Raw genomic sequence first — 21497 nt, 5'->3', positions numbered from 1 at the left:
CAGACGACGCACCGCGTGGCGCGGCCTCCGGACCGACGCCGACACGAGGTCGGGCTCGTCCGGACGTCGCGGACACCGCCCGAGGGGTGTGGGACGGTGCGGTGCCCGCCGTGTCCCGGCCCGGACGGGCGTCCACGGGTCGCCGTGCCCGTCCACCACTCCCAGCCCGTCGAGCACCGAGGACCACGAGATGCCCAGCCCCCTCCACGAGGTCCCGGCGCTGCCCGTCGTCGTCCCACTGGCGGCGGTGGTCCTCGCCGTCGTGCTGTGGCGGCTCCACCGCCGCGCGGCCCTGAACGTCCCGCGCGTCCTCGTGAGCGTCGCCACGTGCGTGTACGGCGCCGGCGTGGTCGCGAACACCCTCTTCCCGATCTACCTCGGCAGGGCCGCGAGCGACCTGCCGTGGTGGACGCACCTCCACCTCATCCCGCTCGTCGGCACGGAGTGGTCCGACGTGCTGCAGAACGTGGTGGTGTTCGTGCCCCTCGGGCTCCTCCTGTCGCTCGTCGCCCGCGTCGGCTCAGCTCGCCGGGCCCTGCTCTGGGGCTTCTCGATCAGCCTGACCATGGAGGTGGTCCAGTTCGTCAACGCCACCACGGGGCAGGGCGGCCACATCGCCGACGTCAACGACCTGCTGGCCAACACCCTCGGCACCCCGATCGGGTACGGCCTCTTCCGCGTCGCCCTGCGGGTGCCGGCCCTGGCCCGCCTGGCCGCCGCCGCGACCTGGCCGGTGCCGCCCCACGACGCGACGAAGGCGCAGCCAGCCCGCGCGAGCCTCTGACGGCGACCGCGGACGCGGACGCCGGCGGCACCGGCGCTTCGGGCACCTCCTCGCCCTCGACCCACCGGTGGACGAGGGTGTGGTGGCTGGCCGGGATCGGCTCCGGCATCGGGATGCCGGCGGCGAAGGCCGCCCGCTCGAGCCTGAGCACGTCCTCGACGGGAGAGGCCCGGCGGCGGTCGTCGAGGTCCAGCTCCTTCACCGCGAACGACCCCTGGTCGGTGTCGAGCCGGTGCACGCGATGGGCGGACCCGCCGTGCACGCGGCGCATCGGCCCGACCGGCGTGCCGAGGTGTGCGAGCTCCACCGCCCGCGACCTAGGGCTGGTGGCCCCCCGACGCACCGGGCCGACGGCCGGTGCCGGTGCGCCGGGGGAGGGGCCTCACAGGGACCGCAGGAAGTCGATGAGCCCGGGGAAGTAGTGCTCGGGGTCGTCGAACTGCGAGAGGTGGCTCCCGTTCGGGCAGTGCAGGTGCCGGCCCTCGGGCAGCTGCTCGGCCATCCACCGCATGTGCTCGGGGTCCATCGTGTCGTGGGCGGCGCCGATGGTCAGCGTCGGGACGCCGATGCTCGCGAGGTCCGCCGAACGGTCCCAGCCCTCGAGCGTCCCCGACAGCCCGAGCTCGCTCGGGCCCTGCATCGGCACGTAGATCTTGGAGTTGATGTGGCCGAGCGACCGGACGACCGGGTCGGGCCACTCGTCCAGGGGCAGCCGGCACACGTGCAGCGCGTAGTGGTGCTCCATGAGCAGCTGCTCGTAGCGCGGGTCGTCCGTCCTGCCCTCGGCCTCGAACCGCTTGATCTCCGCCAGCACGTCCTGGTCCATCGCCGGCATGAGGACGTCCTCGGCGTAGTCGTTGTACGACCGCGAGCTCGACATCATGTTCGAGATGACGAGCCCCTTGAGGTTCTGCTGGTGGTGCACGGCGTACTCCAGGGCGAGCATGCCGCCCCACGACTGGCCGAGCAGCACGAAGTTGCTGCGGTCCAGGCCGAGCGCCTGCCGGACCTGCTCGACCTCGTCGACGAACCGCTCGATCGTCCACAGCGAGTCGTCGTCGGGCTGGTCGCTGCGGAACGAGCCCAGCTGGTCGTAGTAGTAGTACTCGATGCCGGCGCCGGGGAACCAGACGTCGAAGCACTCGTAGAGCTCGTCGGTGGCGCCCGGCCCGCCGTGCAGCAGCAGGACCTTGAGGTCGGGGTTGGTCCCGACCCGCTTCGTCCACACCCGGAAGGTGCCGCTGGCCGTCTCGATCGGGACCAGACGGGAACCGCCGGAGAGGACGTCCCGCGGCTCCCAGCCGGAGGTGTCGAAGTAGGACGGTGGAGGCGCGCTCGTCATGCTGCGCCCCTACCCGCGCTCCAGCGGTTGACGCTCGAGCGGCGCACCGGCAGGGGTCCCCACCGCGCCGTCCTCGGTGACCGTCCCCTCTCATCTCCCCGGCCCGTCCCTACCGAGCCGTGTCCTCGTCCTCGATGCAGCCGGTCACCGGGTCCACCTGGGCGAGGAAGGTGCGGATGGACGCCTGCAGCTCCTCCGCTGTCGGAGACCGCGCGCTGGACCACGAGGAGCTGAAGCCGTGACCAGCGTCCTCGCCGTTATGCCAGTCGAAGCCCACCCCGCCGAACTGCCCGTCGTGGACCCAGGAGTCCTGCCCGTCGACGGTGACGCGCCGCCCCTCCACGCCCGGCAGGATGCGCTGTCCTGCCCGCCGACGCCACCCCGTCACCACGGGTCCGTCGTCGAGCGGAGGAGGCGGCCCGAGGATGACGACAGGGCGCCCACGTCGTGGGCGCCCTGTCGTCGCTGGCTCAGCCAGTGATCTGGTGTCCGGAGGGGGACTTGAACCCCCACTCCCGGTAAAGGGAACTAGCACCTCAAGCTAGCGCGTCTGCCTATTCCGCCACCCGGACGAGTGCGGAGGAAGATTACCACCCGCCGGACCGCCGGCTGCGGCGGGTGGATCAGTGACCCAGGGGGCGGTGCCGCCTCGTCGGTGCGGCTCCGCCTGGTTAGCGTGACCGGGTGACCCAGCCCCCCGCCGCCACGGCCAGCACCGAGTCCGCCGCCGAGCGCGAGGTCGTCGACCTGTGCCGCGACCTCCTGCGCATCGACACCTCCAACTACGGCGACGGGTCCGGGCCGGGGGAGCGGGCCGCCGCCGAGCACGTCATGGGGCTGATCACCGAGGTGGGCCTGGCCCCCCAGCTCTTCGAGAGCCAGCGCGGGCGCGCGAGCGTCGTCGTCCGCATCGAGGGTGAGGAGCGCGGCACCGCCGAGCGCGGCGCGCTGCTCGTGCACGGCCACCTGGACGTCGTCCCCGCCCGGGCCGCCGACTGGAGCGTCGACCCCTTCGCCGGCGAGGTCGTCGACGACTGCCTGTGGGGCCGCGGCGCGGTGGACATGAAGGGGATGGACGCCATGATGCTCGCGGTGCTGCGCGACGGCGTGCGCAGCGGGCGGCGTCCCCCGCGCGACCTCGTCTTCGCCTTCCTCGCCGACGAGGAGGCCGGCGGCGTGCAGGGCGCGCACTGGCTGGTCGAGCGCCACCCGGAGCTGTTCGAGGGCGTCACCGCCGCCGTCAGCGAGGTCGGCGGGTTCTCCGTGGAGGTCGCCGACCAGCGCTGCTACCTCCTGCAGACCGCCGAGAAGGGCATCGCCTGGCTGCGCCTGGTCGCCGCCGGGCGCGCCGGCCACGGCTCCCAGGTCAACGACGACAACGCCGTCACCCGGCTGTGCGAGGCGGTGGCGCGGATCGGCGGCCACGACTGGCCGCTGGAGCTCACCCCGACGGTGCGGGCGTTCCTCGACGGCGTCACCGAGATCACCGGCGTCGAGTTCGACCCGTCCGACCCCGACGCCCTGCTGGCCCACCTGGGGACGACGGCCCGCTGGGTCGGGGCCACCCTGCGCGACACGGCCAACCCGACGCTGCTCGAGGCCGGCTACAAGCAGAACGTCATCCCCGGCACGGCCACGGCCCTGCTCGACGCCCGCTTCCTGCCCGGTCACGAGGAGACGCTCATGGCGACCGTCCGCGAGCTCGCGGGGGAGCACGTGGCCGTGGAGGTCGTCCACCGCGACGTCGCCCTCGAGGCCCCGTTCGAGGTGCCGCTGGTCGACCGGATGGTCGACGCGCTGCTGGCCGAGGACCCCGGCGCGAAGGTGCTGCCGTACTGCCTCTCCGGCGGCACGGACAACAAGAGCTTCGACGCCCTCGGCATCCCCGGCTACGGCTTCGCGCCGCTGCGCCTGCCGGCCGACCTGGACTTCGCGGGCCTGTTCCACGGCGTCGACGAGCGCGTGCCGCTCGACGCGCTGCGCTTCGGCACCCGAGTGCTCGACCGGTTCCTGCGCACCTGCTGAGCGGGCCGGGAGCGGGGAGGCGCCGCGGTCAGAAGGTGGAGCGCTCGACCCGCATGATGCGTCGCCGCAGCTGCACCTGACGGGCGCCGCCGAGGTAGAGGCGGACGCGCGCGAGCTCCCAGTGGCCGTACTCGGCGTGCTCGGTGAGCAGCTTGCGGGCGTCGCCGCGGGAGGTGCCTCGGGGCATGGTGATCGTGCGGTACTCGTACTGCGTCGCGGGTCGGGGGGCCTGGGTCGTGCGCGTGCTGTCCATCGCCCCCCATGATGCCTGCGTTCGGCTGGACTGGCCCGCTACCGTCTGCGGCATGGCCACTGACCCGCGCGCTGCTCTCGACCGACTCGTGGCCGCCCTGGAGGCGCACCTGGCCGCGGCCCAGCGCCGCCGCGGTGAGCAGGACCCCGGCGTCGAGGCCGCCTACGCCGCCCTGTCCGACGCCTTCGAGTCCTACGACGAGGCGCTCTACGACGCCCACGACGAGGTCACCCCGTTCGTCCTCTACGAGGACGTCGAGGACGAGGACGACGACGACGACGAGGACGACGACGAGGACGCCGAGGACGAGGACGCCGAGGAGGGCGACACCGAGCCCGACGACGCGGAGGACGACCTCGACGACGACGAGCTCCCCGGGCCCGGCACCCGGCTGTAGGTCAGCGGGCGGAGACGTCGTCCAGCGCCGCGCGGATCTCCGGCGGCAGGACGAGGTCCTCGCCGGCGAGGACCGCCTTGAGCTGCCCGGCGGTGCGCGTGCCGACGAGCGCGGACACCACCCCCGGGCGGCCGAGGACCCAGGACAGCGCCACCTCCAGGGGGGCGACGCCGAGCCCGTCGGCGGCGGTGGCCACCGCCTGCACCACCCGGCGGTGCTCGGCGCCGAGGTACGGGGCCACCCAGCGGGCCATCTGCTGGGAGGCGGCTCGGGAGTCCGCAGGCAGCCCGGCGCGGTACTTGCCGGTGAGCACGCCGCGGGCCAGCGGCGCCCAGGCCAGCACCCCGACGCCGTGGTGGGTGGCGGCCGGCACCAGCTCGGCCTCGGCGCTGCGCTGCAGCAGCGACAGCTCGGCGGCCGCGGCCACCAGCGGCACGCCGGTGCGCACGGCACCGGCGGCGGCGGTGGCCAGCTGCCAGCCCGCGTGGTCGGCGACGCCGACGTAGCGCGCCCGCCCGGTGGTCACGGCGGCCTGCAGCGCGCGCAGCGTCTCCTCCACCGGCACGGCGGCGTCCCAGGCGTGGGCCAGCCACAGGTCGACGTGGTCGGTGCCCAGGCGGGCCAGCGAGCGGTCCAGGGCCATGAGCATCGAGCGGGCGGAGGCGTCCGGGCGCAGCGGCCCGCCGGCGGCGACGTCCCGCCCGAGCCCGGCCTTGGTGGTGATCACCAGGTCGGAGCGGTCCACGACCTCCCCGAGCAGGGAGCCCAGCACCTCCTCGGAGGTGCCGTCGCCGTAGGAGTCCGCGGTGTCCACGAGCGTGCCCCCGGCCTCGACGAAGAGGCGCAGCTGGTCGCGGGCGTCGTGCTCGTCCGTGTCGTGGCCCCAGCACAGGGTGCCCAGACCCAGGCGCGAGACCCGCAGGCCCGACCGTCCGACGTACCGCTCCTCCACCTCCGCAGGCTACCGGCGCGATCTCGATCCAGGAGGCCACATGGGCACCTAGGGTGGTCGCTCGTGCGACTCGGAGCGGGCCTGGGCTACTGGAGCACCTCCTCGCCGGGGCGGGTGGGCGCCGACGTCGCCTCCGGGGCGGCCGAGGCGCTGGCCACGGCCCGGACCGCGGAGGACCTCGGGTACGCCGTGGTGTGGGCCAGCGAGGCCTACGGCTCCGACGCCGTCACCGTCCTGGCGTGGCTGGCCGCCCAGACCACCGAGATCGACCTCGGCAGCGCCGTGATGCAGGTGCCCGCGCGCAGCGCCGCCACGACGGCGATGACGGCGGCGACCCTCGACGCGCTGTCCGGCTCCCGGTTCCGCCTCGGCCTGGGCGTCTCGGGCCCGCAGGTCTCCGAGGGCTGGCACGGGGTGCGCTTCGACGCTCCGCTGGCGCGCACCCGCGAGTACGTGGACGTCGTCCGCCTCGCCCTGACCCGCGCCCCGCTCGCCTACGCCGGCACCCACCTGCAGCTGCCGCTGCCCGACGGGCCCGGCGTCCCGCTGCGCCTGTCGGTGCAGCCGCCGCGCGCGGACCTGCCCATCTACCTGGCCGCGGTCGGGCCGAAGAACGTCGAGCTGGCCGGTGAGGTCGCCGACGGCTGGCTGCCGGTCTTCTTCAGCCCCGAGCACAGCGGCGACTCCCTCGCGGCCCTGGCCCGCGGGCGCGAGCGCTCGGCGCTGAGCGCCCCGGTCGACGTCGCGCCCACCGTGCCGCTGCTCGTCACCGACGACGCGCCCGGCGCTGGAGGTGCAGCCGGGGCGCGGGCGCGCGCGGAGGCCAGCGGCCCGGTGCGCGCGCACGCGGCGCTGTACCTGGGCGGCATGGGCTCGCGCCGGGCGAACTTCTACAACCAGCTGGCGGCCCGGATGGGCTACGAGAGCGAGGCGGCAGCGGTGCAGGAGCACTTCCTGGCAGGACGGCACCGGGAGGCCGCCGCGGCGGTGCCCCAGGGGTTCGTCGACGCGACGTGCCTGGTCGGGCCCCCGGCCCTGCTGCGCGAGCGGATGGCCGCCTACGCCGAGGTCGGGGTGAGCACGCTGTCGGTGGCGCCGATGGGCGCCACGCTCGAGGAGCGCCTGGCCGGCCTGCGCGCCGCCGCGGTCGCCCTGGACGCCGCGGGGGTGGCCTCGTGAGCTGGCTCGACGCCCTCGTCCTGGGGCTGGTGCAGGGGCTGACCGAGTTCCTGCCGATCTCCTCCAGCGCCCACATCAGCATCGTCGGGCAGCTCATCGGCAACGACGACCCCGGCGCGGCGTTCACCGCCATCACCCAGCTCGGCACCGAGGCCGCCGTGCTCGTCTACTTCCGCAACGACATCCTGCGGATCATCGGCGCCTGGTACCTCGGGCTGCGCCGGCGGCTGCCGCAGAGCCACCCCGACGTGCGGATGGGCTGGCTGGTGATCCTCGGCTCGCTGCCGATCGGGGTGATCGGCTACGTCTTCCAGGACGCCATCGAGGGCCCGGCCGTGCGCAGCCTGTGGGTGACCGCGACGATGCTCTGGGTCTTCGCGATCGTCATCCACGTCGCCGACCGCCGCGCCCGCGCCACGAAGACCCTGGACGAGCTCAGCTGGCGCGACGGCGTCCTGTTCGGCTTCGCCCAGGCCCTCGCCCTCGTTCCCGGCGTCTCGCGCTCGGGCGGCACGATCGCCGCCGGGCTGCTCATGGGCTACACCCGCGAGGCCGCCGCCCGGTACTCCTTCCTCCTGGCGATCCCCGCCGTCGTCGGCTCCGGGGGCCTGCAGGTCGCCAAGGCCCTCGACGGCCCGGACGCCGTGGCCTGGGGGCCGACGGCGCTGGCCACCGTGGTCGCCGGCGCCGTCGGCTACGCCGTCATCGCGTGGCTGCTGCGCTACGTGAGCACCCACGACTTCAGGCCGTTCGTCCTCTACCGGATCGCGCTCGCCGTGCTGCTGTACGCCCTGCTGGGCACGGGGGTGCTCACAGCCAGCCCGAGCGCTTGAACGCCCGGTGCAGGCCCAGGCACGAGCCTGCGATGACCGCCAGGGCCGCCGGGTAGCCGAAGGACCACCCCAGCTCGGGCATGTGCTCGAAGTTCATGCCGTAGATGCCGCCGACCACCGTGGGCACCAGCCCGATCGCCGCCCACGCGGAGATCTTGCGGTTGTCGTCGTTCTGCTGGACGCCGACCTGCGCCAGGTGCACGTTGAGGACGTCGGTCAACGAGCGCTCGTAGCCCTCGACGGCCTCGCTGGCGCGCACCAGGTGGTCGAGCACGTCGGCGAAGAAGGGCCGGGCGTCCGCCGGGACCTGCGGCACCCCGCCCCCCGCCAGCGCGGTGAGCGGCGCGATGAGCGGCGCCATCGCCCGGCGCGCCTCCTGCACCTCCCGCTTGAGCGCGTAGATGGCGGTGGCATCGGCGTCCTGGGCCCCGGCGAAGACGCGGTCCTCGATCTGGTCGAGGTCGTCGGCCAGGGCGCCGGCGATCTCCACGTAGTGGTCCACCACGTGGTCGAGGACGCCGTGCAGGGCGCCGACCGGGCTCGCGCGCAGCTCCACCGGGCCGGCGTCCAGCGCGTAGCGCACGTCCTGCAGCGGCGTGTGGCCGCCGCGGCGGACGCTGACGACGTAGTGCGGGCCGACGAAGAGGGTCAGCTCGCGGGTCTCGACCTGGTCGTGCGCCGGGTCGTAGTCCAGCGGGCGCAGGACGACGAGGAGGGAGTCCTCGTAGCGGTCGACCTTCGGGCGCTGGCCGCCGTGCTCGGCGTCCTCCACGGCCAGGGGGTGCAGGTCGAGCACGCCGGCCAGCTGCTTCAGCTCCCCGGGCTCGGGGTCGTCCAGCCCCACCCAGACCAGCCCCCGCTCGGCGGCCCTGCGGTCGTCCAGCGCCGCCGGCCAGTCCTCCACCCGGTGGTGCCCGTCGCCGTCCCACACCCACGTCCCCACGATCACGCCCCCATCCTGCCGGGCCGCGGGTGCGGGGCCGGTCCCTAGGGTGGGCCGGTGCCCACCGTCCTGCTCGTCCGCCACGGCCGCACGGCCGCCAACGCCTCCGGGGTCCTGGCCGGCCGCACCCCCGGGGTCGACCTCGACGAGACCGGGCGGGCGCAGGTGGCGGCGCTGGGCCAGCGCCTGGCCCCGCTGCCCGTCGTCGCCCTCGTCACCAGCCCCCTGGAGCGCTGCCAGCAGACCGCCGCCGCGGTGCTGGCCGCGGGCGGCTCCGCCGAGGTCCCGCGCCCGGCCGCGGTGGTCGAGGACGGGCTGTCCGAGTGCGACTACGGCGACTGGACCGGGCGCCCGCTCAAGGAGCTGACCGCCGAGCCCCTGTGGCCGGTCGTGCAGTCCCACCCCAGCGCCGCGGCCTTCCCCGGCGGGGAGTCGATGCGCGCGATGCAGGCCCGGGCGCTGGACGTCGTGCGCCGGGTCGACGCCGCGGTCGCCGCCGAGCACGGCCCGGACGCGCTGTGGGTCGCGGTCTCCCACGGCGACGTGATCAAGGCGGTGCTCGCCGACGCGCTGGGCATGCACCTCGACGCGTTCCAGCGGATCGTCGTCGACCCGGCGTCGGTCTCGGTGGTGCGCTACAGCCCGCTGCGCCCCTTCGCGGTGCGCGTCAACGACACCGGCGGCGACGTCAGCGCCCTCGTGCCCGCCCCGGCCGCACCCGACGCGGCGGCGTCCTCCGACGCCGCCGTGGGCGGTGGCGCGGGCGGTGGCGCGGGCGGTGGTGACGGCCATGGCGCCGGCGGTGGCGACGCCGCGGGCCGCCGGTAGGGTCGCGGGCATGTCCCGGCAGGTCTTCGACTACGACCCCCCGGAACGCTTCGTCGCCGGCACCGTCGGCCCGCCCGGCGGGCGCACGTTCTTCCTCCAGGCCCGCTCCGGCGGCTCGCTGACCTCCGTGGCGCTGGAGAAGGCGCAGGTGTCCGCGCTGGCCCAGCGCGTCGAGGAGCTGCTCGACGAGGTGGTGCGCCGCAGCGGCGGCTCCGCGCCGGTCCCCGCGGTCACCCCCAACGACGCCCGCGACACCGCCCCGCTGGACACCCCCATCGAGGAGGAGTTCCGGGTCGGCACGATGACGCTGGCCTGGGACGGCGACCGCCAGGTCGTGGTCATCGAGTGCTTCGAGGCCGACGAGAGCAGCGAGGAGGCCGAGGGCGCCGGGGCGCTCACCGGCGCCGAGGACCCTCGCGCGGTGCTGAGGGTGCACCTCGAGGGCGCCACGGCCCGCGCCTTCGCCGACCGGGCGCTCGCCGTCGTCGCCGCCGGCCGGCCGCCGTGCCCGTTCTGCGGCGACCCGCTCGAGCCGTCCGGGCACGTCTGCCCCCGCGCCAACGGGTACCGGCGCTGAGCATCGGCGCGAGCGCGCCGGGGCCGGGGCAGGAGAGCGCCGGCGCGCTGGAGCTGCTCTCCCGCGGCGACCTGGAGCTCGTCGGGCAGGTCGTCGGCGCCTCCAACACCACGCTCGTCATGCAGGTCGAGCTGGACGGCGCGAGCAGCCGCTGCGTCTACAAACCCGTGCTCGGCGAGGCGCCGCTGTGGGACTTCCCCGACGGCACCCTGGCCCAGCGGGAGGTGGCCGCCTGGGTGCTCTCCGACGCCGGCGGCTGGGGGGTCGTGCCCCCCACGGTGCTGCGCGAGGGGCCCTTCGGGCAGGGCTCGGTGCAGCTGTGGGTGGGGGAGGACGAGCCGGCGGCCGAGCCCGGCGCCGGCCTCGTCGACGTCGTCCCGCCCGGGGAGGTGCCCGAGGGCTGGCACGAGGTCGTCGAGGGCTCCGGCCCCGGCGGGACGAGCGTGCTGCTCGTGCACGCCGACGACCCCCAGCTGCGGCGGATGGCGGCCTTCGACGTCATCGCCAACAACGCCGACCGCAAGGGCGGCCACGTGCTCGCCGACGCGAGCGGCCGGGCGTGGGGCGTCGACCACGGGCTGACCTTCCACGTCGAGAACAAGCTGCGCACCGTCCTGTGGGGCTGGGCCGGGCAGCGCGTGGGCGCCGAGGTCGAGGAGCTGCTGGCGACCACGGCCGCCGCCCTGACCGGCGCCGCGGGCGAGGCGCTGGCCGCGCTGGTCACCTCGGCGGAGCTGGCAGCGCTCGGCGAGCGGATCGAGCGCCTCGCGAGCCGGGGGCGGTTCCCGCGGCCGCGCCCCGGCGCTCCGGCGCTGCCCTGGCCCCCCTTCTGACCCCCCCTCCCGCACTCTTGCCGGAGAGCGCGGTCCAGAGGGCTCGGCCGACCGCACTTCTGCCGCAGAGTGCGGTCTTAGGGGCCAGGCGAACCGCACTTCTCGCCAGAAGTGCGGCGGAGGAGGTCGCTGGAACCGCACTTCTCGCCAGAAGTGCGGTCCAAGGGGCCCGGCCGACCGCACTTGTCGCCAGAAGTGCGGTCAGGGCGGGTGGCGTCGGGCGCGTGAGGCGCCCCGGATAGGGTCGCTCGGTGCATCCCTGGTCCGCGCCCACCGTCCCGCAGCTGCCCGGACGAGGTGGCCCGGTCCGGGTCCACGACACCGCGACCGCGGGCCTGCGCACGGCCGCCGAGGGCGAGGCCGCCCGGATGTACGTGTGCGGGATCACCCCCTACGACGCCACGCACATGGGCCACGCCGCGACCTACCTGGCCTTCGACCTGCTCCAGCGCGCCTGGCGCGACGCCGGGCAGCAGGTGCGCTACGTCCAGAACGTCACCGACGTCGACGACCCGCTGCTCGAGCGCGCCACCGCCACCGGTCAGGACTGGCGCGAGCTCGCCGCCCGCGAGAGCGCCCTGTTCGCCGAGGACATGACGGCCCTGCGCGTGCTGCCGCCGGACGCCTGGGTCGGCGCCGTCGAGTCCATCCCGGAGATCGTGCCGGCCGTGGAGGCCCTGCTCGCCGACGGCGCCGCCTACCGCGTGCCCGGCGGCCCCGGCGAGCCCGACGGCGACGTCTACTTCGCGACGGCGTCCGACCCTGCCTTCGGCGCCGTCTCCTCCCTCGACCGCGCGCAGATGCGCGAGGTCTTCGCCCAGCGCGGCGGCGACCCCGACCGCCCGGGCAAGCGCGACGCCCTCGACCCGCTGCTGTGGCGGGTCGCCCGCGAGGGCGAGCCGCACTGGGACGGCGCGGGGCTCGGCCAGGGGCGCCCGGGCTGGCACATCGAGTGCTCGGTGATCGCCCGAGGCCACCTCGGCGGCGACTTCGACGTCCAGGGCGGCGGCTCTGACCTCGTCTTCCCCCACCACGAGATGAGCGCCTCGCACGCGCACGTCCTGCACGGCGGCCCCTTCGCGCGCAGCTACGTGCACGCGGGCATGGTCGGGCTGGACGGCGAGAAGATGAGCAAGTCGCTCGGGAACCTCGTCCTCGTCTCGCGCCTGCGCGCGGACGGCACCGACCCGATGGCCGTGCGCCTGGCGGTCCTCGCCCACCACTACCGCAGCGACTGGTCGTGGACCGCCGCCGGGCTCGCCGAGGCCGAGCAGCGCCTCGCCCGCTGGCGCGCGGCCGCGGCGTCCGCCACCGCTCCGGCCGCGGACGCCGTCCTCGCCGGGGTGCGCGAGCGCCTCGCCGACGACCTCGACGCCCCCGGGGCGCTCGCCGTCGTCGACGCCTGGGCTGACCAGGCGCTGGCGGACCAGGCGCTGGCCGAGCGGGCCCCCGCGGGCGAGCAGGGCGCCGGCGCCCTCGTGGCCGCGACGGTCGACGCCCTGCTCGGCATCGCCCTCTGAGCCCGGCTCAGCTGCGGCCGGGCGAGCCGTCCTCCGGGCGCCGGCGCAGGTAGCGCTCGAACTCGCGCGCGATCGCCTCGCCGGAGGCCTCGGGCAGCTCGGCGGTGTCCTTCGCCTGCTCGAGCTGGCGCACGTACTCGCCGATCTCGGCGTCCTCCCCGGCCAGCTCGTCGACGCCGTGCTCCCACGCGCGGGCGTCGTCGGCCAGGTCGGCCAGCGGCACCGGCTCTCCGAGCAGGTCCTCCACCCGCCCCAGCAGCGCGAGCACGGCCTTGGGCGAGGGCGACTGGCCCACGTAGTGCGGCACCGCCGCCCACAGCGACAGCGCGGGCAGGCGCCGGGCGACGGCGGACTCGGTGAGCACCCCGACGATGCCGGTGGGGCCCTCGTAGGTCGAGCGCTCCAGGCCGAGCCGGTGCAGCAGGTCCTCGTCGTCGGTGGTCGAGGTCACCGGGATCGGGCGGGTGTGCGGGACGTCGGCCAGCAGCGCGCCCAGGGTCACCACGGTGCGCACGCCCAGGCGGCGGGCGTGGTCGAAGAGCTCCTCGGTGTAGGAGCGCCAGCGCATCGACGGCTCGATGCCGTGCACCAGCACGACCTGCCGGCCCGACGGGGCGGTCGCCAGCCCGATCCGCGTGGTCGGCCAGGTGATCGTGCGCCGGCCGTCGTCGTCCACGCCCACGTGGGGCCGGTTGACCTGGAAGTCGTGGTACTCCTCCGGGTCGAGCTCGGCCACCTGCCGGGCGCCCCAGACCTCCCAGAGGTGGTCGACGGCCGCGCTCGCCGCCTCGCCGGCGTCGTTCCACCCCTCGAAGGCAGCCAGCATCACCGGCTCCGCGAGCACCGCGGGATCACCCGACGCCACCATCAACCTCCTCGCCGGCCCGCCCGGGCCGATCGCCGCCCAGCCTAGGCGCCCGCGGTCATCCTCGGGGTGGGCGCCCGGGGGCGGCGGGTCCCACCCCGGGATGACGACCGCGGCGCGCTCACGCGGATAGCGTCGGACGGGTGAGGGGAGCGCGGCTGGACACCTGGGTGCGGGAGCACCCCCTCGTCCTCGACGCGGTGCTCGCCCTCGCGCTGGCCGTCGTGCTCGTCCCGCTCTCGCTCCACCTCGCGCTCGTCGGCAGCTACGAGACCGGCGCCACGACCGCCCTGGTCGTCCTCGTGGTGCTGGCGATGGTCGGGGCCACGGCCGTGCGCCGGGTGAACCCGGTCCTGTGCGCGGTCGTGACCTACTCCGGGGCGCTGGCGCACCTGCTGCTCGGGACGCAGATCGTGGCCGCCGACGTCACGGTGCTCGTGGCGCTGTACGCCGTCGCCGCCTACGGGCCGCGCTGGGCGAGCCGCCTGGGGCTCGTCGGCGCCCTGCTCGGCGCGGCGCTGCAGGGCGCCGCCGTCTTCGCGAGCGGCGGGTTCAGCGCCGCCGAGTCCTTCGTCACCGGCGTCATCGTCGCGGTGGCGATCGCCGGCACGTCGCTGGCGACGTGGACGGCCGGGGAGTGGCGGCGCACCCGCCGCGCCTACGTGGAGTCCCTCGTCGAGCGCGCGGCCCGCCTGGAGCACGAGCGCGAGCAGCAGGCCGAGATCGCGACCGCTGCCGAGCGCGCCCGCATCGCCCGCGAGCTCCACGACGTCGTCGCGCACTCCCTGTCGGTGATCATCGCCCAGGCCGACGGCGGCCGGTACGCGGCCGCGGCCGCCCCCGAGTCCGCCGTGCGCACCTTGGAGACCGTGGCCGCGACCGGTCGCGGCGCGCTGACCGACATGCGCCGCCTGCTCGGCGTCCTGCGCGAGGGCGACGGGGCCGAGCTGGCGCCCCAGCCGGACGCCGGGGCCGTCCCGGAGCTGGTCGCCGGCGTGGCCGCCAGCGGCCTCGACGTGCGCCTGGAGGAGCGCGGCTCGCCGCGCGCGATCGGCGGTGGCGAGGGGCTGGCGGCCTACCGGATCGTCCAGGAGGCCCTGACGAACGTGCTCAAGCACGCCGGGCCGGCCGCGCGGGCCTGCGTCGCGCTGGAGTGGGGCCCCCGGGCGCTGGTCATCACCGTCGAGGACGACGGGCGCGGCGCCGCGGCCGCCGACGACGGGCAGGGCCGCGGCCTGGGCGGCATGAGCGAGCGTGCCACCCTCTACGGCGGCACCGTCGAGGCCGGACCCCGCCCCGGCGGCGGCTTCGGCGTCCGGGCCGTGCTGCCCTACCCGACCGCGACCGCCGCTGCGAGGAGCACCTGATGGACGCCCCGCTCGACCCGATCCGGGTGTTCCTCGTCGACGACCAGCAGCTCGTGCGCGCGGGGTTCCGCATGGTCATCGACTCCCAGCCCGACCTGGAGGTCGTCGGCGAGGCCGGTGACGGCGAGGCCGCCGTCCGAGCGCTCGCCGCCACCCGCGCCGACGTCGTGCTCATGGACGTGCGGATGCCGCGCTCGGACGGCATCGAGGCCACCGCCCGGGCGGTCGAGCAGGCGGCGCGCCGCCCGCCCGGCGCGCCGCCGCTGCGCGTGGTCGTCCTCACGACGTTCGACCTCGACGAGTACGCGCTGCGCGCCATCCGCGCCGGCGCCAGCGGGTTCCTGCTCAAGGACGCCCCTCCCGAGGAGCTGCTCGCGGCGATCCGCACGGTGCACGCCGGGGACGCCGTCATCGCCGCCAGCACCACCCGGCGCCTGCTCGAGCACCTGGCGCCGCTGCTGCGCGAGGGCGAGGGCGCCTCGGCCGCCCAGCTCGACGCCCTCACCGACCGCGAGCGCGAGGTGCTCGTGCTCATGGCCCGGGGGCGCTCCAACACCGAGATCGCCGCCGACCTCGTCGTCGCCGAGGCGACCGTGAAGACCCACGTGGGCCGGGTGCTGGCCAAGCTGGGGGCGCGCGACCGGGTGCAGGCGGTCGTGGTCGCCTACGAGTCCGGGCTCGTGCGGCCGGGGGCCTGAGGAGCGCCTCAGCGGGCCCGCCGCAGGTCGTACGGCGGCTGCGACCCCGGGATGACGGCGCCCCCGCCGAGACCATCCCCGGCGCCGACGCCGGCCCGGGGGCTGCGGAGCGAGGCTCGAGGAGCACGGGGCACCGGCCCCGACGTCGACCTGGAGGCCCCTCGTGACCACTCCCCACCCCGTCCCCGCCGCACCGCCCGAGGACCGCGCCGCCGCGGTCACGGGCACCGGCCTGGTCAAGGTCTACGGCCGCGGGGACGCCGCGGTCACGGCGCTGCGCGGCGTGGACGTCGCCTTCGCCCGCGGCGCCTTCACGGCGATCATGGGGCCGTCCGGGTCGGGCAAGTCCACGCTCATGCACTGCCTGGCCGGCCTGGACGCCGTCACCCGCGGCCAGGTGCACCTCGCCGGCACCGAGCTGACCGGCCTCGGCGACCGCGAGCTCACGCTCCTGCGCCGCCGGCGGCTCGGGTTCGTCTTCCAGTCCTTCAACCTGCTGCCGATGCTCACGGCCGAGCAGAACATCCTCCTGCCCCTCGACCTCGCCGGGCGCCGCGGGCCGGAGGTCGACCGCGAGTGGCTCGCGACGCTGGTCGAGGTCCTGGGGATCGGGGACCGGATGTCCCACCGCCCGGCCGAGCTCTCCGGCGGCCAGCAGCAGCGCGTGGCGATCGCCCGCGCGCTGGTCACCCGCCCCGACGTCGTCTTCGCCGACGAGCCCACCGGCAACCTCGACTCCCGCTCGGGCGCCGAGGTGCTGGCCTTCCTGCGGCGCAGCGTGCGCGAGCTGGGCCAGACCGTCGTCATGGTCACCCACGACGCGGTGGCCGCCTCGGCCGCCGACCGCGTGCTGCTGCTGGCCGACGGGCGCGTCGCCGGCGAGGTGGCGGACCCGACGCCGGAGAGCGTGATCGGCGCCCTCGACGGGCTGCGCAGCGGCCTGGTCGCCGCGGGCGCCGGGGCCTCCGCGGGCACGAGCGCGGCGGCGGTGGCCTGATGCTCCGCGCCACCCTGCTCACCCTGCGCGGCAGCGCCGGGCGCCTGAGCGCCGCCGGCCTGGCGATCGTCCTGGGCACCGGCTTCGTCACCGCGGTGCTGCTGGCCAGCACCCTCATGACCGCGACCGTCGAGGCCGCGGTCTCCACCGCCTACGCCGGCTCCGACGTCGTCGCGACGGTCGGCGGCGACCCCCTCGACGACGACGACCTCGCCGCGGTGCGCGCCCTGCCCGGCGCGGCCGGCGCGGACGGCCAGCGCACCGGCTACGTCGAGCTCGTCGGCGGCGGGCGCACCGAGTTCCTCGCCGTCGCGGCGGCACCGTCCGTGGAGGCCCTGCGCACCGCCGAGGTCGCGCAGGGCGCCCTGCCGTCGGCGTCCGGCCAGCTCGCCCTCCCGCAGGGCCTGGCCGAGCGGCTCGACCTGTCCGTCGGCGACGCGGTGCTCGTGCGCCACGCCGAGCCCGTCCCCGGCGACCCCGACGCCGCGTGGGTCGAGGTCGAGGAGCAGGCGCAGGTGGTCGGGCTGCTCGCCGGCGGGGTGGACTCCGCCTTCGGCGCCACCGGCACCGCCTACGCGGCCAGCGAGCAGGTCGCGCAGTGGTCCTACGACGACGGCGCGTACGAGGGGCTGCTCGTCGTGGCCACCGGCGGGACCAGCCCCGAGGTGCTGCGCGAGCAGGTGGCGCAGGCGCTGTCCGGCAGCGGCGCGGAGGTCCTCACCGCCGCGGAGCGGACCGCGCAGACCGTCGACGAGTTCATCGGCCAGGCGAACGCGCTCCTGTGGGTGGTCCTGGCGTTCGCGGCCCTGGCCCTGTTCGTCGCCGCCATCGTCATCGCCAACACCTTCTCGGTGCTCGTGGCCCAGCGCACCCGCCAGCTGGCGCTGCTGCGCTGCGTCGGCGCCACCACCCGGCAGGTGCGCACGAGCGTCCTGGCCGAGGCGCTCGTCCTCGGCGTGCTCGCCTCGGTCCTCGGCGCGCTCGCCGGCACGGGGCTCGCCAACGCCGCCGCGGTGGTGCTCTCCCGGACCGTCGACGGCGTGCCGGTGCCGTCCTCGGTGGCCCCCACGCTGCTCAGCGTCGTCGTGCCGGTCGCGACGGGGGTGCTCGCCACGGTCCTCGCGGCCCTGGCCCCGGCGCGCGCCGCCACCCGCGTCGCGCCGCTGGCGGCGCTGCGCCCGCTGGAGGCGCCGAGCCTGGCGGCCCGGGCCTCGCGCTGGCGCCTGGCGCTGTCGCTGGTGCTCGTGCTCGGGGGCGGCGCGCTCCTGGCCGGCGGCGTGGCCCTGTCCCTCACCGGCACCGAGCTCGGCATCCTCGCCGCCATCGCCGGGGGCATGGCCTCCTTCGCCGGCGTGATGGTCGGTGCGGTCTTCCTCGTGCCGCGCGTCGTCGGCGCGCTGGGGCGCGTCGCCGCCCGGGTCGGCGGGGGGCCCGCGCGGGTGGCCGCGGCGAACGCCGTGCGCAACCCGCGCCGCACGGCCAGCACCACCAGCGCCCTGCTCATCGGGGTCACGCTGGTCACCCTCATGACCGTCGGCGCGGCCAGCGCGTCGGCCACGCTGGACGGCGAGCTGCGCGAGCAGTGGCCGGTCGACGTCGCCATCGGCGAGGACTCCGCCGGGCCGATCGACCTCGCCTCCCTCGACGGCGCCAGCAGCGGCGCGGCACCGGAGGCGGCGCTGGACCCCCGCGTCGCCCAGGGCGTGGGCGCCGTCGACGGCGTGGCCCGGGTCGTGCCCCTGACCTCGGTGCGGGCCACGGCCACCGCGGCCGGCGCGGCCCCCGTGGAGGTGACCGTGCGCGGCGTCGAGCCCGCCGACGGGCGGGCCGTCGCGGTCTCGCCCGACGCCCTCGCCCCGCTGGCGCCGGGCGTGGTCGTGGTGCCCGAGGGGATCGCCGAGGACCTCGGCGCCACCACCGGGGCCGAGGTGGCGCTCGCGCTCGGCGACGCCCGCGCCACCCTCACCGCACAGGTCACGCCGCTGCCGGGCTCGGCCGTGGTCGTGGCCGCGGAGGACCTCGCCGCCCTCGCGCCGCAGGCGCCCACCACCCGGCTGTGGGCCTCCCTGGACCCGGGCGCCGACGCGGTGGACACCGTCGGCGCCGTGCAGGAGGCCGTCGGCGACGTGCCCGACGCCGCCGCCCCCGTCTACGGGGCGGCGATCGAGCGGGCCGGCTACCAGCAGGTCATCGACACGCTCCTGCTCGTGGTGGTCGCCCTGCTCGCCGTCGCGGTGGTCATCGCCGTGATCGGCGTGGCGAACACGCTGTCCCTCTCGGTCATCGAGCGCACCCGCGAGTCCGCGCTCCTGCGGGCCCTGGGCCTGACCCGGGGCCAGCTGCGCGGGATGCTCGCCCTGGAGGGCGCGCTCGTGGCGGGGGTCGGCGGGCTGCTCGGCGTGGCCCTGGGCACCGTCTACGGGTGGCTGGGCGCGGCCAGCCTGCTCGGCGGCACCGCCGGCGGCCTGGCCACCCTGGCCCTGCCGTGGGAGCGCGTCGGCGCCGTCCTGCTCGTCGCCGTGCTCGCCGGGCTCCTCGCCTCGGTGCTGCCCGGGCGCCGCGCCGCGAACACCCCACCCGTGGCGGCGCTCGCGGAGTGAGGCCCCGTAGCCTCGCCTCCCATGACGGCTTCCCCGGGCGGCGCAGCGCCGCGGCCGGCGGTCCTCCCCGAGGACCTGCCGGCCGCGGTGCTGTGGGACATGGACGGCACGCTCGTGGACACCGAGCCGTACTGGATCGACGCCGAGTTCGCCCTCGTCGCCGAGCACCGGGGCAGCTGGTCGATGGACCAGGCGCGCAGCCTGGTCGGCAACGACCTGCGCGAGTCCGCCCGCCGGCTGCGCACCGAGGGCGGCGTCGACCTGACGATCGACCAGATCGTCCGCTGGATGCTCGCCCGGGTGCGCACCGCCGTGCGCGAGCACCTGCCGTGGCGGCCCGGTGCCCCGGAGCTGCTCGCGGCGGTGCGCGAGGCCGGCGTGCCGTGCGCGCTCGTGACGATGTCGTGGGCCGAGCTCGCCGAGGAGCTCGTCGCGGCCCTGCCCGCGGGCACGTTCAGCGCGGTCGTCACCGGCGACGTCGTGAGCCGGCCCAAGCCGCACCCCGACCCCTACCTGGAGGCCGCCCGCCGCCTCGGCGTCGACCCGGGCGCCTGCGTGGCGGTCGAGGACTCCACCACCGGCGTGCGCAGCGCCCTGGCCGCCGGGGTGCCCACGGTCGGCGTCCCGCACGTCGTCGAGCTGGAGGCCGCGCCCGGGCTGGTGCGCGTGCCCACGCTGGTCGGGCGCGACCTCGCCTTCCTGGCCGCGGTGCGCGCGGGGACGGCGGTCGACGCGGGCGTGTCCCGATCGTGACCACGCGATGGCGCCGGGGCGTTCCCGGGCGGGGCCGGGACCACTAGGTTTCCGGCACCGAACGCCACACCCGAGGGGACCCATGCGAGCGAGCACGATCCGCCGACCACTGGCCGCCGCGGCCGTCCTGGCCCTGGGCGCGTCCCTGAGCGCCTGCGCCGCCAGCGAGCGCGACGAGCCCTCCGCCGCCGGCAGCGGGGAGGGCGGCGGGGGCGGCACGTTCGTCTTCGCCGCCTCCGCGGACCCGGTGATGCTCGACCCCGCCTTCGGCAGCGACGGCGAGACCTTCCGCGTCGCCCGCCAGATCTTCGAGGGCCTCGTGGGCACCGAGCCCGGCACCGCCGACCCGGCGCCGCTGCTGGCCACGGACTGGACGACCAGCGAGGACGGCCTCAGCTACACGTTCGACCTGCAGGAGGGCGTGACCTTCCACGACGGGACGGACTTCAACGCCGAGGCGGTCTGCGCCAACTTCGACCGCTGGTACGACTGGACCGGCATCAACCAGAGCCCGAACCTCAGCTACTACTACGGCAAGCTCATGCGGGGGTTCGCCGACACCGGCACCGGCATCTACGAGAGCTGCTCCGCCGACGACGAGCTGACGGCCACCATCACGCTCAACGCGCCGTTCGCGGGCTTCGTGCAGGCGCTGTCGCTGCCGGCGTTCTCGATGCAGAGCCCGACCGCGCTCGAGCAGTACGGCGCCGACGGCACCGAGGGCAGCGAGGACGACCCGCGCTTCTCCGAGTACGCCACCGCGCACCCCACCGGCACCGGCCCGTTCGTCTTCGACAGCTGGGAGACCGGCCAGCAGGTCACCCTCCAGCGCAACGAGGACTACTGGGGCGAGCCGGCGAGCATCGACACGGCGATCATCCGCACCATCTCCGACGGCAACGCCCGCCTGCAGGCGCTGCGCTCGGGCGACATCGACGGCTACGACCTCGTGGCCCCCGGTGACGTCGAGGGCCTGGAGTCCGACGGCTTCACGATCGCGAACCGGGCGCCGTTCAACATCCTCTACCTGGGCTTCAACCAGGCCGTCCCGGAGCTGCAGGACGTGCGGGTCCGCCAGGCGATCGCCCACGCGATCGACCGCGACGCGCTGATCAGCCAGTCCCTGCCCGAGGGCACGACGCCGGCGACGCAGTTCATGCCCGACCTCGTCGTGGGCTACGCCGACGACGTCACCGAGTACGACTACGACCCCGAGCGGGCCCGCCAGCTGCTGGCCGAGGCCGGCGTCCCGGACCTGACGCTGACCTTCAACTACCCGACCGGGGTCTCCCGGCCCTACATGCCCACCCCGGAGGACACCTTCCTGGCCCTGCAGGGCCAGCTGCAGGACGTCGGGATCACCGTCGTCCCGCAGGCCGACGCCTGGGCCCAGTACCTGGACCGGATCAACGGCACCGCCGACCACGGCATCCACCTGCTGGGCTGGACCGGGGACTACAACGACCCGGACAACTTCGTCGGCACCTTCTTCGGGGCGACCGGCCCGGAGTGGGGCTTCGACAACCCCGAGCTGTTCTCGGCGCTGACCGCGGCCCGCGGGCTGCCCACCGTGGAGGAGCAGACGCCGGCGTACGAGGAGATCAACCGCCAGATCTCCGAGTTCGTCCCGGGCGTGCCGCTGGCGCACCCGGTGCCCTCCCTGGCCTTCGCCCCGCGCGTGGAGGGCTACCAGGCCAGCCCCGTGCAGGACGAGGTGTGGAGCATGATCACCCTGACCGACGCCTGAGCGC

The 21497-nt window shown here is 76.0% G+C and carries 21 protein-coding genes and 1 tRNA gene; 15 read left to right on the top strand and 7 right to left on the bottom strand.

Going from position 1 to position 21497, the window contains the following annotated elements; genetic code table 11:
• Positions 1 to 190: 190 nt before the first annotated feature.
• Positions 191 to 784, top strand: coding sequence for a VanZ family protein (locus tag AC5FZL_RS02935; RefSeq protein WP_493617071.1), 594 nt, complete (start codon positions 191 to 193; stop codon positions 782 to 784).
• A 382-nt stretch (positions 785 to 1166) separates the two neighbouring features.
• Here the strand turns inward: AC5FZL_RS02935 and AC5FZL_RS02930 are convergent, their stop codons facing one another.
• From AC5FZL_RS02930 to AC5FZL_RS02920, 3 genes are all read right to left on the bottom strand, one after another.
• Positions 1167 to 2126, bottom strand: coding sequence for a proline iminopeptidase-family hydrolase (locus AC5FZL_RS02930; protein WP_493617070.1), 960 nt, complete (start codon positions 2124 to 2126; stop codon positions 1167 to 1169).
• A gap of 109 nt (positions 2127 to 2235) precedes the next feature.
• Positions 2236 to 2469: a hypothetical protein gene (locus AC5FZL_RS02925; RefSeq protein WP_493617069.1), complete on the bottom strand. Its 234-nt coding sequence runs from the start codon at positions 2467 to 2469 to the stop codon at positions 2236 to 2238.
• A 140-nt stretch (positions 2470 to 2609) separates the two neighbouring features.
• Positions 2610 to 2698, bottom strand: a tRNA-Leu gene (locus AC5FZL_RS02920).
• 112 nt (positions 2699 to 2810) lie between these two features.
• On the opposite strand from AC5FZL_RS02920, the gene AC5FZL_RS02915 reads away from it, so the two are divergent.
• The gene (locus AC5FZL_RS02915) at positions 2811 to 4151 is read left to right on the top strand and encodes a M20/M25/M40 family metallo-hydrolase (RefSeq protein ID WP_493617068.1); all 1341 of its coding nucleotides are present in this window, start codon (positions 2811 to 2813) and stop codon (positions 4149 to 4151) included.
• Between the two features lie 28 nt (positions 4152 to 4179).
• Here the strand turns inward: AC5FZL_RS02915 and AC5FZL_RS02910 are convergent, their stop codons facing one another.
• Positions 4180 to 4404: a DUF5703 family protein gene (locus tag AC5FZL_RS02910; protein ID WP_493617067.1), complete on the bottom strand. Its 225-nt coding sequence runs from the start codon at positions 4402 to 4404 to the stop codon at positions 4180 to 4182.
• 52 nt (positions 4405 to 4456) lie between these two features.
• On the opposite strand from AC5FZL_RS02910, the gene AC5FZL_RS02905 reads away from it, so the two are divergent.
• Entirely contained in the window at positions 4457 to 4801 is a 345-nt protein-coding gene (locus AC5FZL_RS02905; RefSeq protein ID WP_493617066.1) for a primosomal protein, read from the top strand.
• 1 nt (position 4802) lies between these two features.
• Here AC5FZL_RS02905 and AC5FZL_RS02900 read toward each other — a convergent pair whose 3' ends face one another.
• A complete protein-coding gene (locus tag AC5FZL_RS02900) occupies positions 4803 to 5753 on the bottom strand; it encodes an aldo/keto reductase (RefSeq protein ID WP_493617065.1) in 951 nt (316 codons plus the stop codon).
• Between the two features lie 63 nt (positions 5754 to 5816).
• On the opposite strand from AC5FZL_RS02900, the gene AC5FZL_RS02895 reads away from it, so the two are divergent.
• Complete coding sequence (locus AC5FZL_RS02895; protein ID WP_493617064.1) at positions 5817 to 6932, top strand: LLM class F420-dependent oxidoreductase; 1116 nt, start codon at positions 5817 to 5819, stop codon at positions 6930 to 6932.
• On the top strand, positions 6929 to 7765 hold the full coding sequence (locus AC5FZL_RS02890; protein WP_493617063.1) for an undecaprenyl-diphosphate phosphatase: 837 nt from the start codon (positions 6929 to 6931) through the stop codon (positions 7763 to 7765). Before AC5FZL_RS02895 ends, AC5FZL_RS02890 begins: the two co-directional genes overlap by 4 nt.
• Here the strand turns inward: AC5FZL_RS02890 and AC5FZL_RS02885 are convergent.
• Entirely contained in the window at positions 7743 to 8714 is a 972-nt protein-coding gene (locus AC5FZL_RS02885; protein WP_493617062.1) for a magnesium and cobalt transport protein CorA, read from the bottom strand. The genes AC5FZL_RS02890 and AC5FZL_RS02885 overlap by 23 nt on opposite strands.
• 51 nt (positions 8715 to 8765) lie before the next feature.
• Between AC5FZL_RS02885 and AC5FZL_RS02880 the strand changes: the two genes are divergently transcribed.
• The 4 genes from AC5FZL_RS02880 (at position 8766) to mshC (ending at position 12466) form a co-directional block, all read left to right on the top strand.
• Entirely contained in the window at positions 8766 to 9536 is a 771-nt protein-coding gene (locus AC5FZL_RS02880) for a histidine phosphatase family protein (RefSeq protein WP_493617061.1), read from the top strand.
• Between the two features lie 10 nt (positions 9537 to 9546).
• Entirely contained in the window at positions 9547 to 10113 is a 567-nt protein-coding gene (locus AC5FZL_RS02875; protein ID WP_493617060.1) for a DUF3090 domain-containing protein, read from the top strand.
• Positions 10083 to 10946, top strand: coding sequence for an SCO1664 family protein (locus AC5FZL_RS02870; RefSeq protein WP_493617088.1), 864 nt, complete (start codon positions 10083 to 10085; stop codon positions 10944 to 10946). The genes AC5FZL_RS02875 and AC5FZL_RS02870 overlap by 31 nt, the downstream gene beginning before the upstream one ends.
• A 251-nt stretch (positions 10947 to 11197) precedes the next feature.
• A complete protein-coding gene (gene mshC / locus AC5FZL_RS02865; RefSeq protein WP_493617059.1) occupies positions 11198 to 12466 on the top strand; it encodes a cysteine--1-D-myo-inosityl 2-amino-2-deoxy-alpha-D-glucopyranoside ligase in 1269 nt (422 codons plus the stop codon).
• A gap of 7 nt (positions 12467 to 12473) precedes the next feature.
• On the opposite strand, the gene AC5FZL_RS02860 is transcribed toward mshC, so the two are convergent.
• Positions 12474 to 13334 (bottom strand): PAC2 family protein, encoded by an 861-nt coding sequence (locus AC5FZL_RS02860; protein ID WP_493617058.1) that lies wholly within the window; start codon positions 13332 to 13334, stop codon positions 12474 to 12476.
• A 140-nt stretch (positions 13335 to 13474) separates the two neighbouring features.
• Here AC5FZL_RS02860 and AC5FZL_RS02855 point away from each other — a divergent pair, with 140 nt between their 5' ends.
• The 6 genes from AC5FZL_RS02855 (at position 13475) to AC5FZL_RS02830 (ending at position 21493) form a co-directional block, all read left to right on the top strand.
• Positions 13475 to 14698, top strand: a complete 1224-nt coding sequence (locus AC5FZL_RS02855) for a sensor histidine kinase (RefSeq protein ID WP_493617057.1) — start codon at positions 13475 to 13477, stop codon at positions 14696 to 14698.
• On the top strand, positions 14698 to 15396 hold the full coding sequence (locus tag AC5FZL_RS02850) for a response regulator (protein ID WP_493617056.1): 699 nt from the start codon (positions 14698 to 14700) through the stop codon (positions 15394 to 15396). The genes AC5FZL_RS02855 and AC5FZL_RS02850 overlap by 1 nt, the downstream gene beginning before the upstream one ends.
• Positions 15397 to 15559: 163 nt before the next feature.
• On the top strand, positions 15560 to 16393 hold the full coding sequence (locus AC5FZL_RS02845) for an ABC transporter ATP-binding protein (protein WP_493617055.1): 834 nt from the start codon (positions 15560 to 15562) through the stop codon (positions 16391 to 16393).
• Complete coding sequence (locus tag AC5FZL_RS02840) at positions 16393 to 18993, top strand: FtsX-like permease family protein (protein WP_493617054.1); 2601 nt, start codon at positions 16393 to 16395, stop codon at positions 18991 to 18993. The genes AC5FZL_RS02845 and AC5FZL_RS02840 overlap by 1 nt, the downstream gene beginning before the upstream one ends.
• A 21-nt stretch (positions 18994 to 19014) precedes the next feature.
• Complete coding sequence (locus tag AC5FZL_RS02835; protein WP_493617053.1) at positions 19015 to 19746, top strand: HAD family hydrolase; 732 nt, start codon at positions 19015 to 19017, stop codon at positions 19744 to 19746.
• An 82-nt stretch (positions 19747 to 19828) separates the two neighbouring features.
• Positions 19829 to 21493, top strand: a complete 1665-nt coding sequence (locus tag AC5FZL_RS02830) for an ABC transporter substrate-binding protein (RefSeq protein ID WP_493617052.1) — start codon at positions 19829 to 19831, stop codon at positions 21491 to 21493.
• Positions 21494 to 21497: the final 4 nt, after the last annotated feature.

The sequence above is a fragment of the Quadrisphaera sp. DVD1 genome, from assembly GCF_058932755.1.
The sequence above is the reverse complement of the archived record's forward strand: the minus strand, read 5'-3'. Positions and strand labels throughout refer to the sequence as shown.

Coding starts and splice junctions, on each gene's coding strand:
- AC5FZL_RS02935 (WP_493617071.1), top strand. CDS start 191: ATGCCCAGCCCCCTCCACGAGGTCCCGGCGCTGCCCGTCGTCGTCCCA.
- AC5FZL_RS02930 (WP_493617070.1), bottom strand. CDS start 2,126: ATGACGAGCGCGCCTCCACCGTCCTACTTCGACACCTCCGGCTGGGAG.
- AC5FZL_RS02910 (WP_493617067.1), bottom strand. CDS start 4,404: ATGGACAGCACGCGCACGACCCAGGCCCCCCGACCCGCGACGCAGTAC.
- AC5FZL_RS02905 (WP_493617066.1), top strand. CDS start 4,457: ATGGCCACTGACCCGCGCGCTGCTCTCGACCGACTCGTGGCCGCCCTG.
- AC5FZL_RS02875 (WP_493617060.1), top strand. CDS start 9,547: ATGTCCCGGCAGGTCTTCGACTACGACCCCCCGGAACGCTTCGTCGCC.
- AC5FZL_RS02860 (WP_493617058.1), bottom strand. CDS start 13,334: ATGGTGGCGTCGGGTGATCCCGCGGTGCTCGCGGAGCCGGTGATGCTG.
- AC5FZL_RS02850 (WP_493617056.1), top strand. CDS start 14,698: ATGGACGCCCCGCTCGACCCGATCCGGGTGTTCCTCGTCGACGACCAG.
- AC5FZL_RS02840 (WP_493617054.1), top strand. CDS start 16,393: ATGCTCCGCGCCACCCTGCTCACCCTGCGCGGCAGCGCCGGGCGCCTG.
- AC5FZL_RS02835 (WP_493617053.1), top strand. CDS start 19,015: ATGACGGCTTCCCCGGGCGGCGCAGCGCCGCGGCCGGCGGTCCTCCCC.
- AC5FZL_RS02830 (WP_493617052.1), top strand. CDS start 19,829: ATGCGAGCGAGCACGATCCGCCGACCACTGGCCGCCGCGGCCGTCCTG.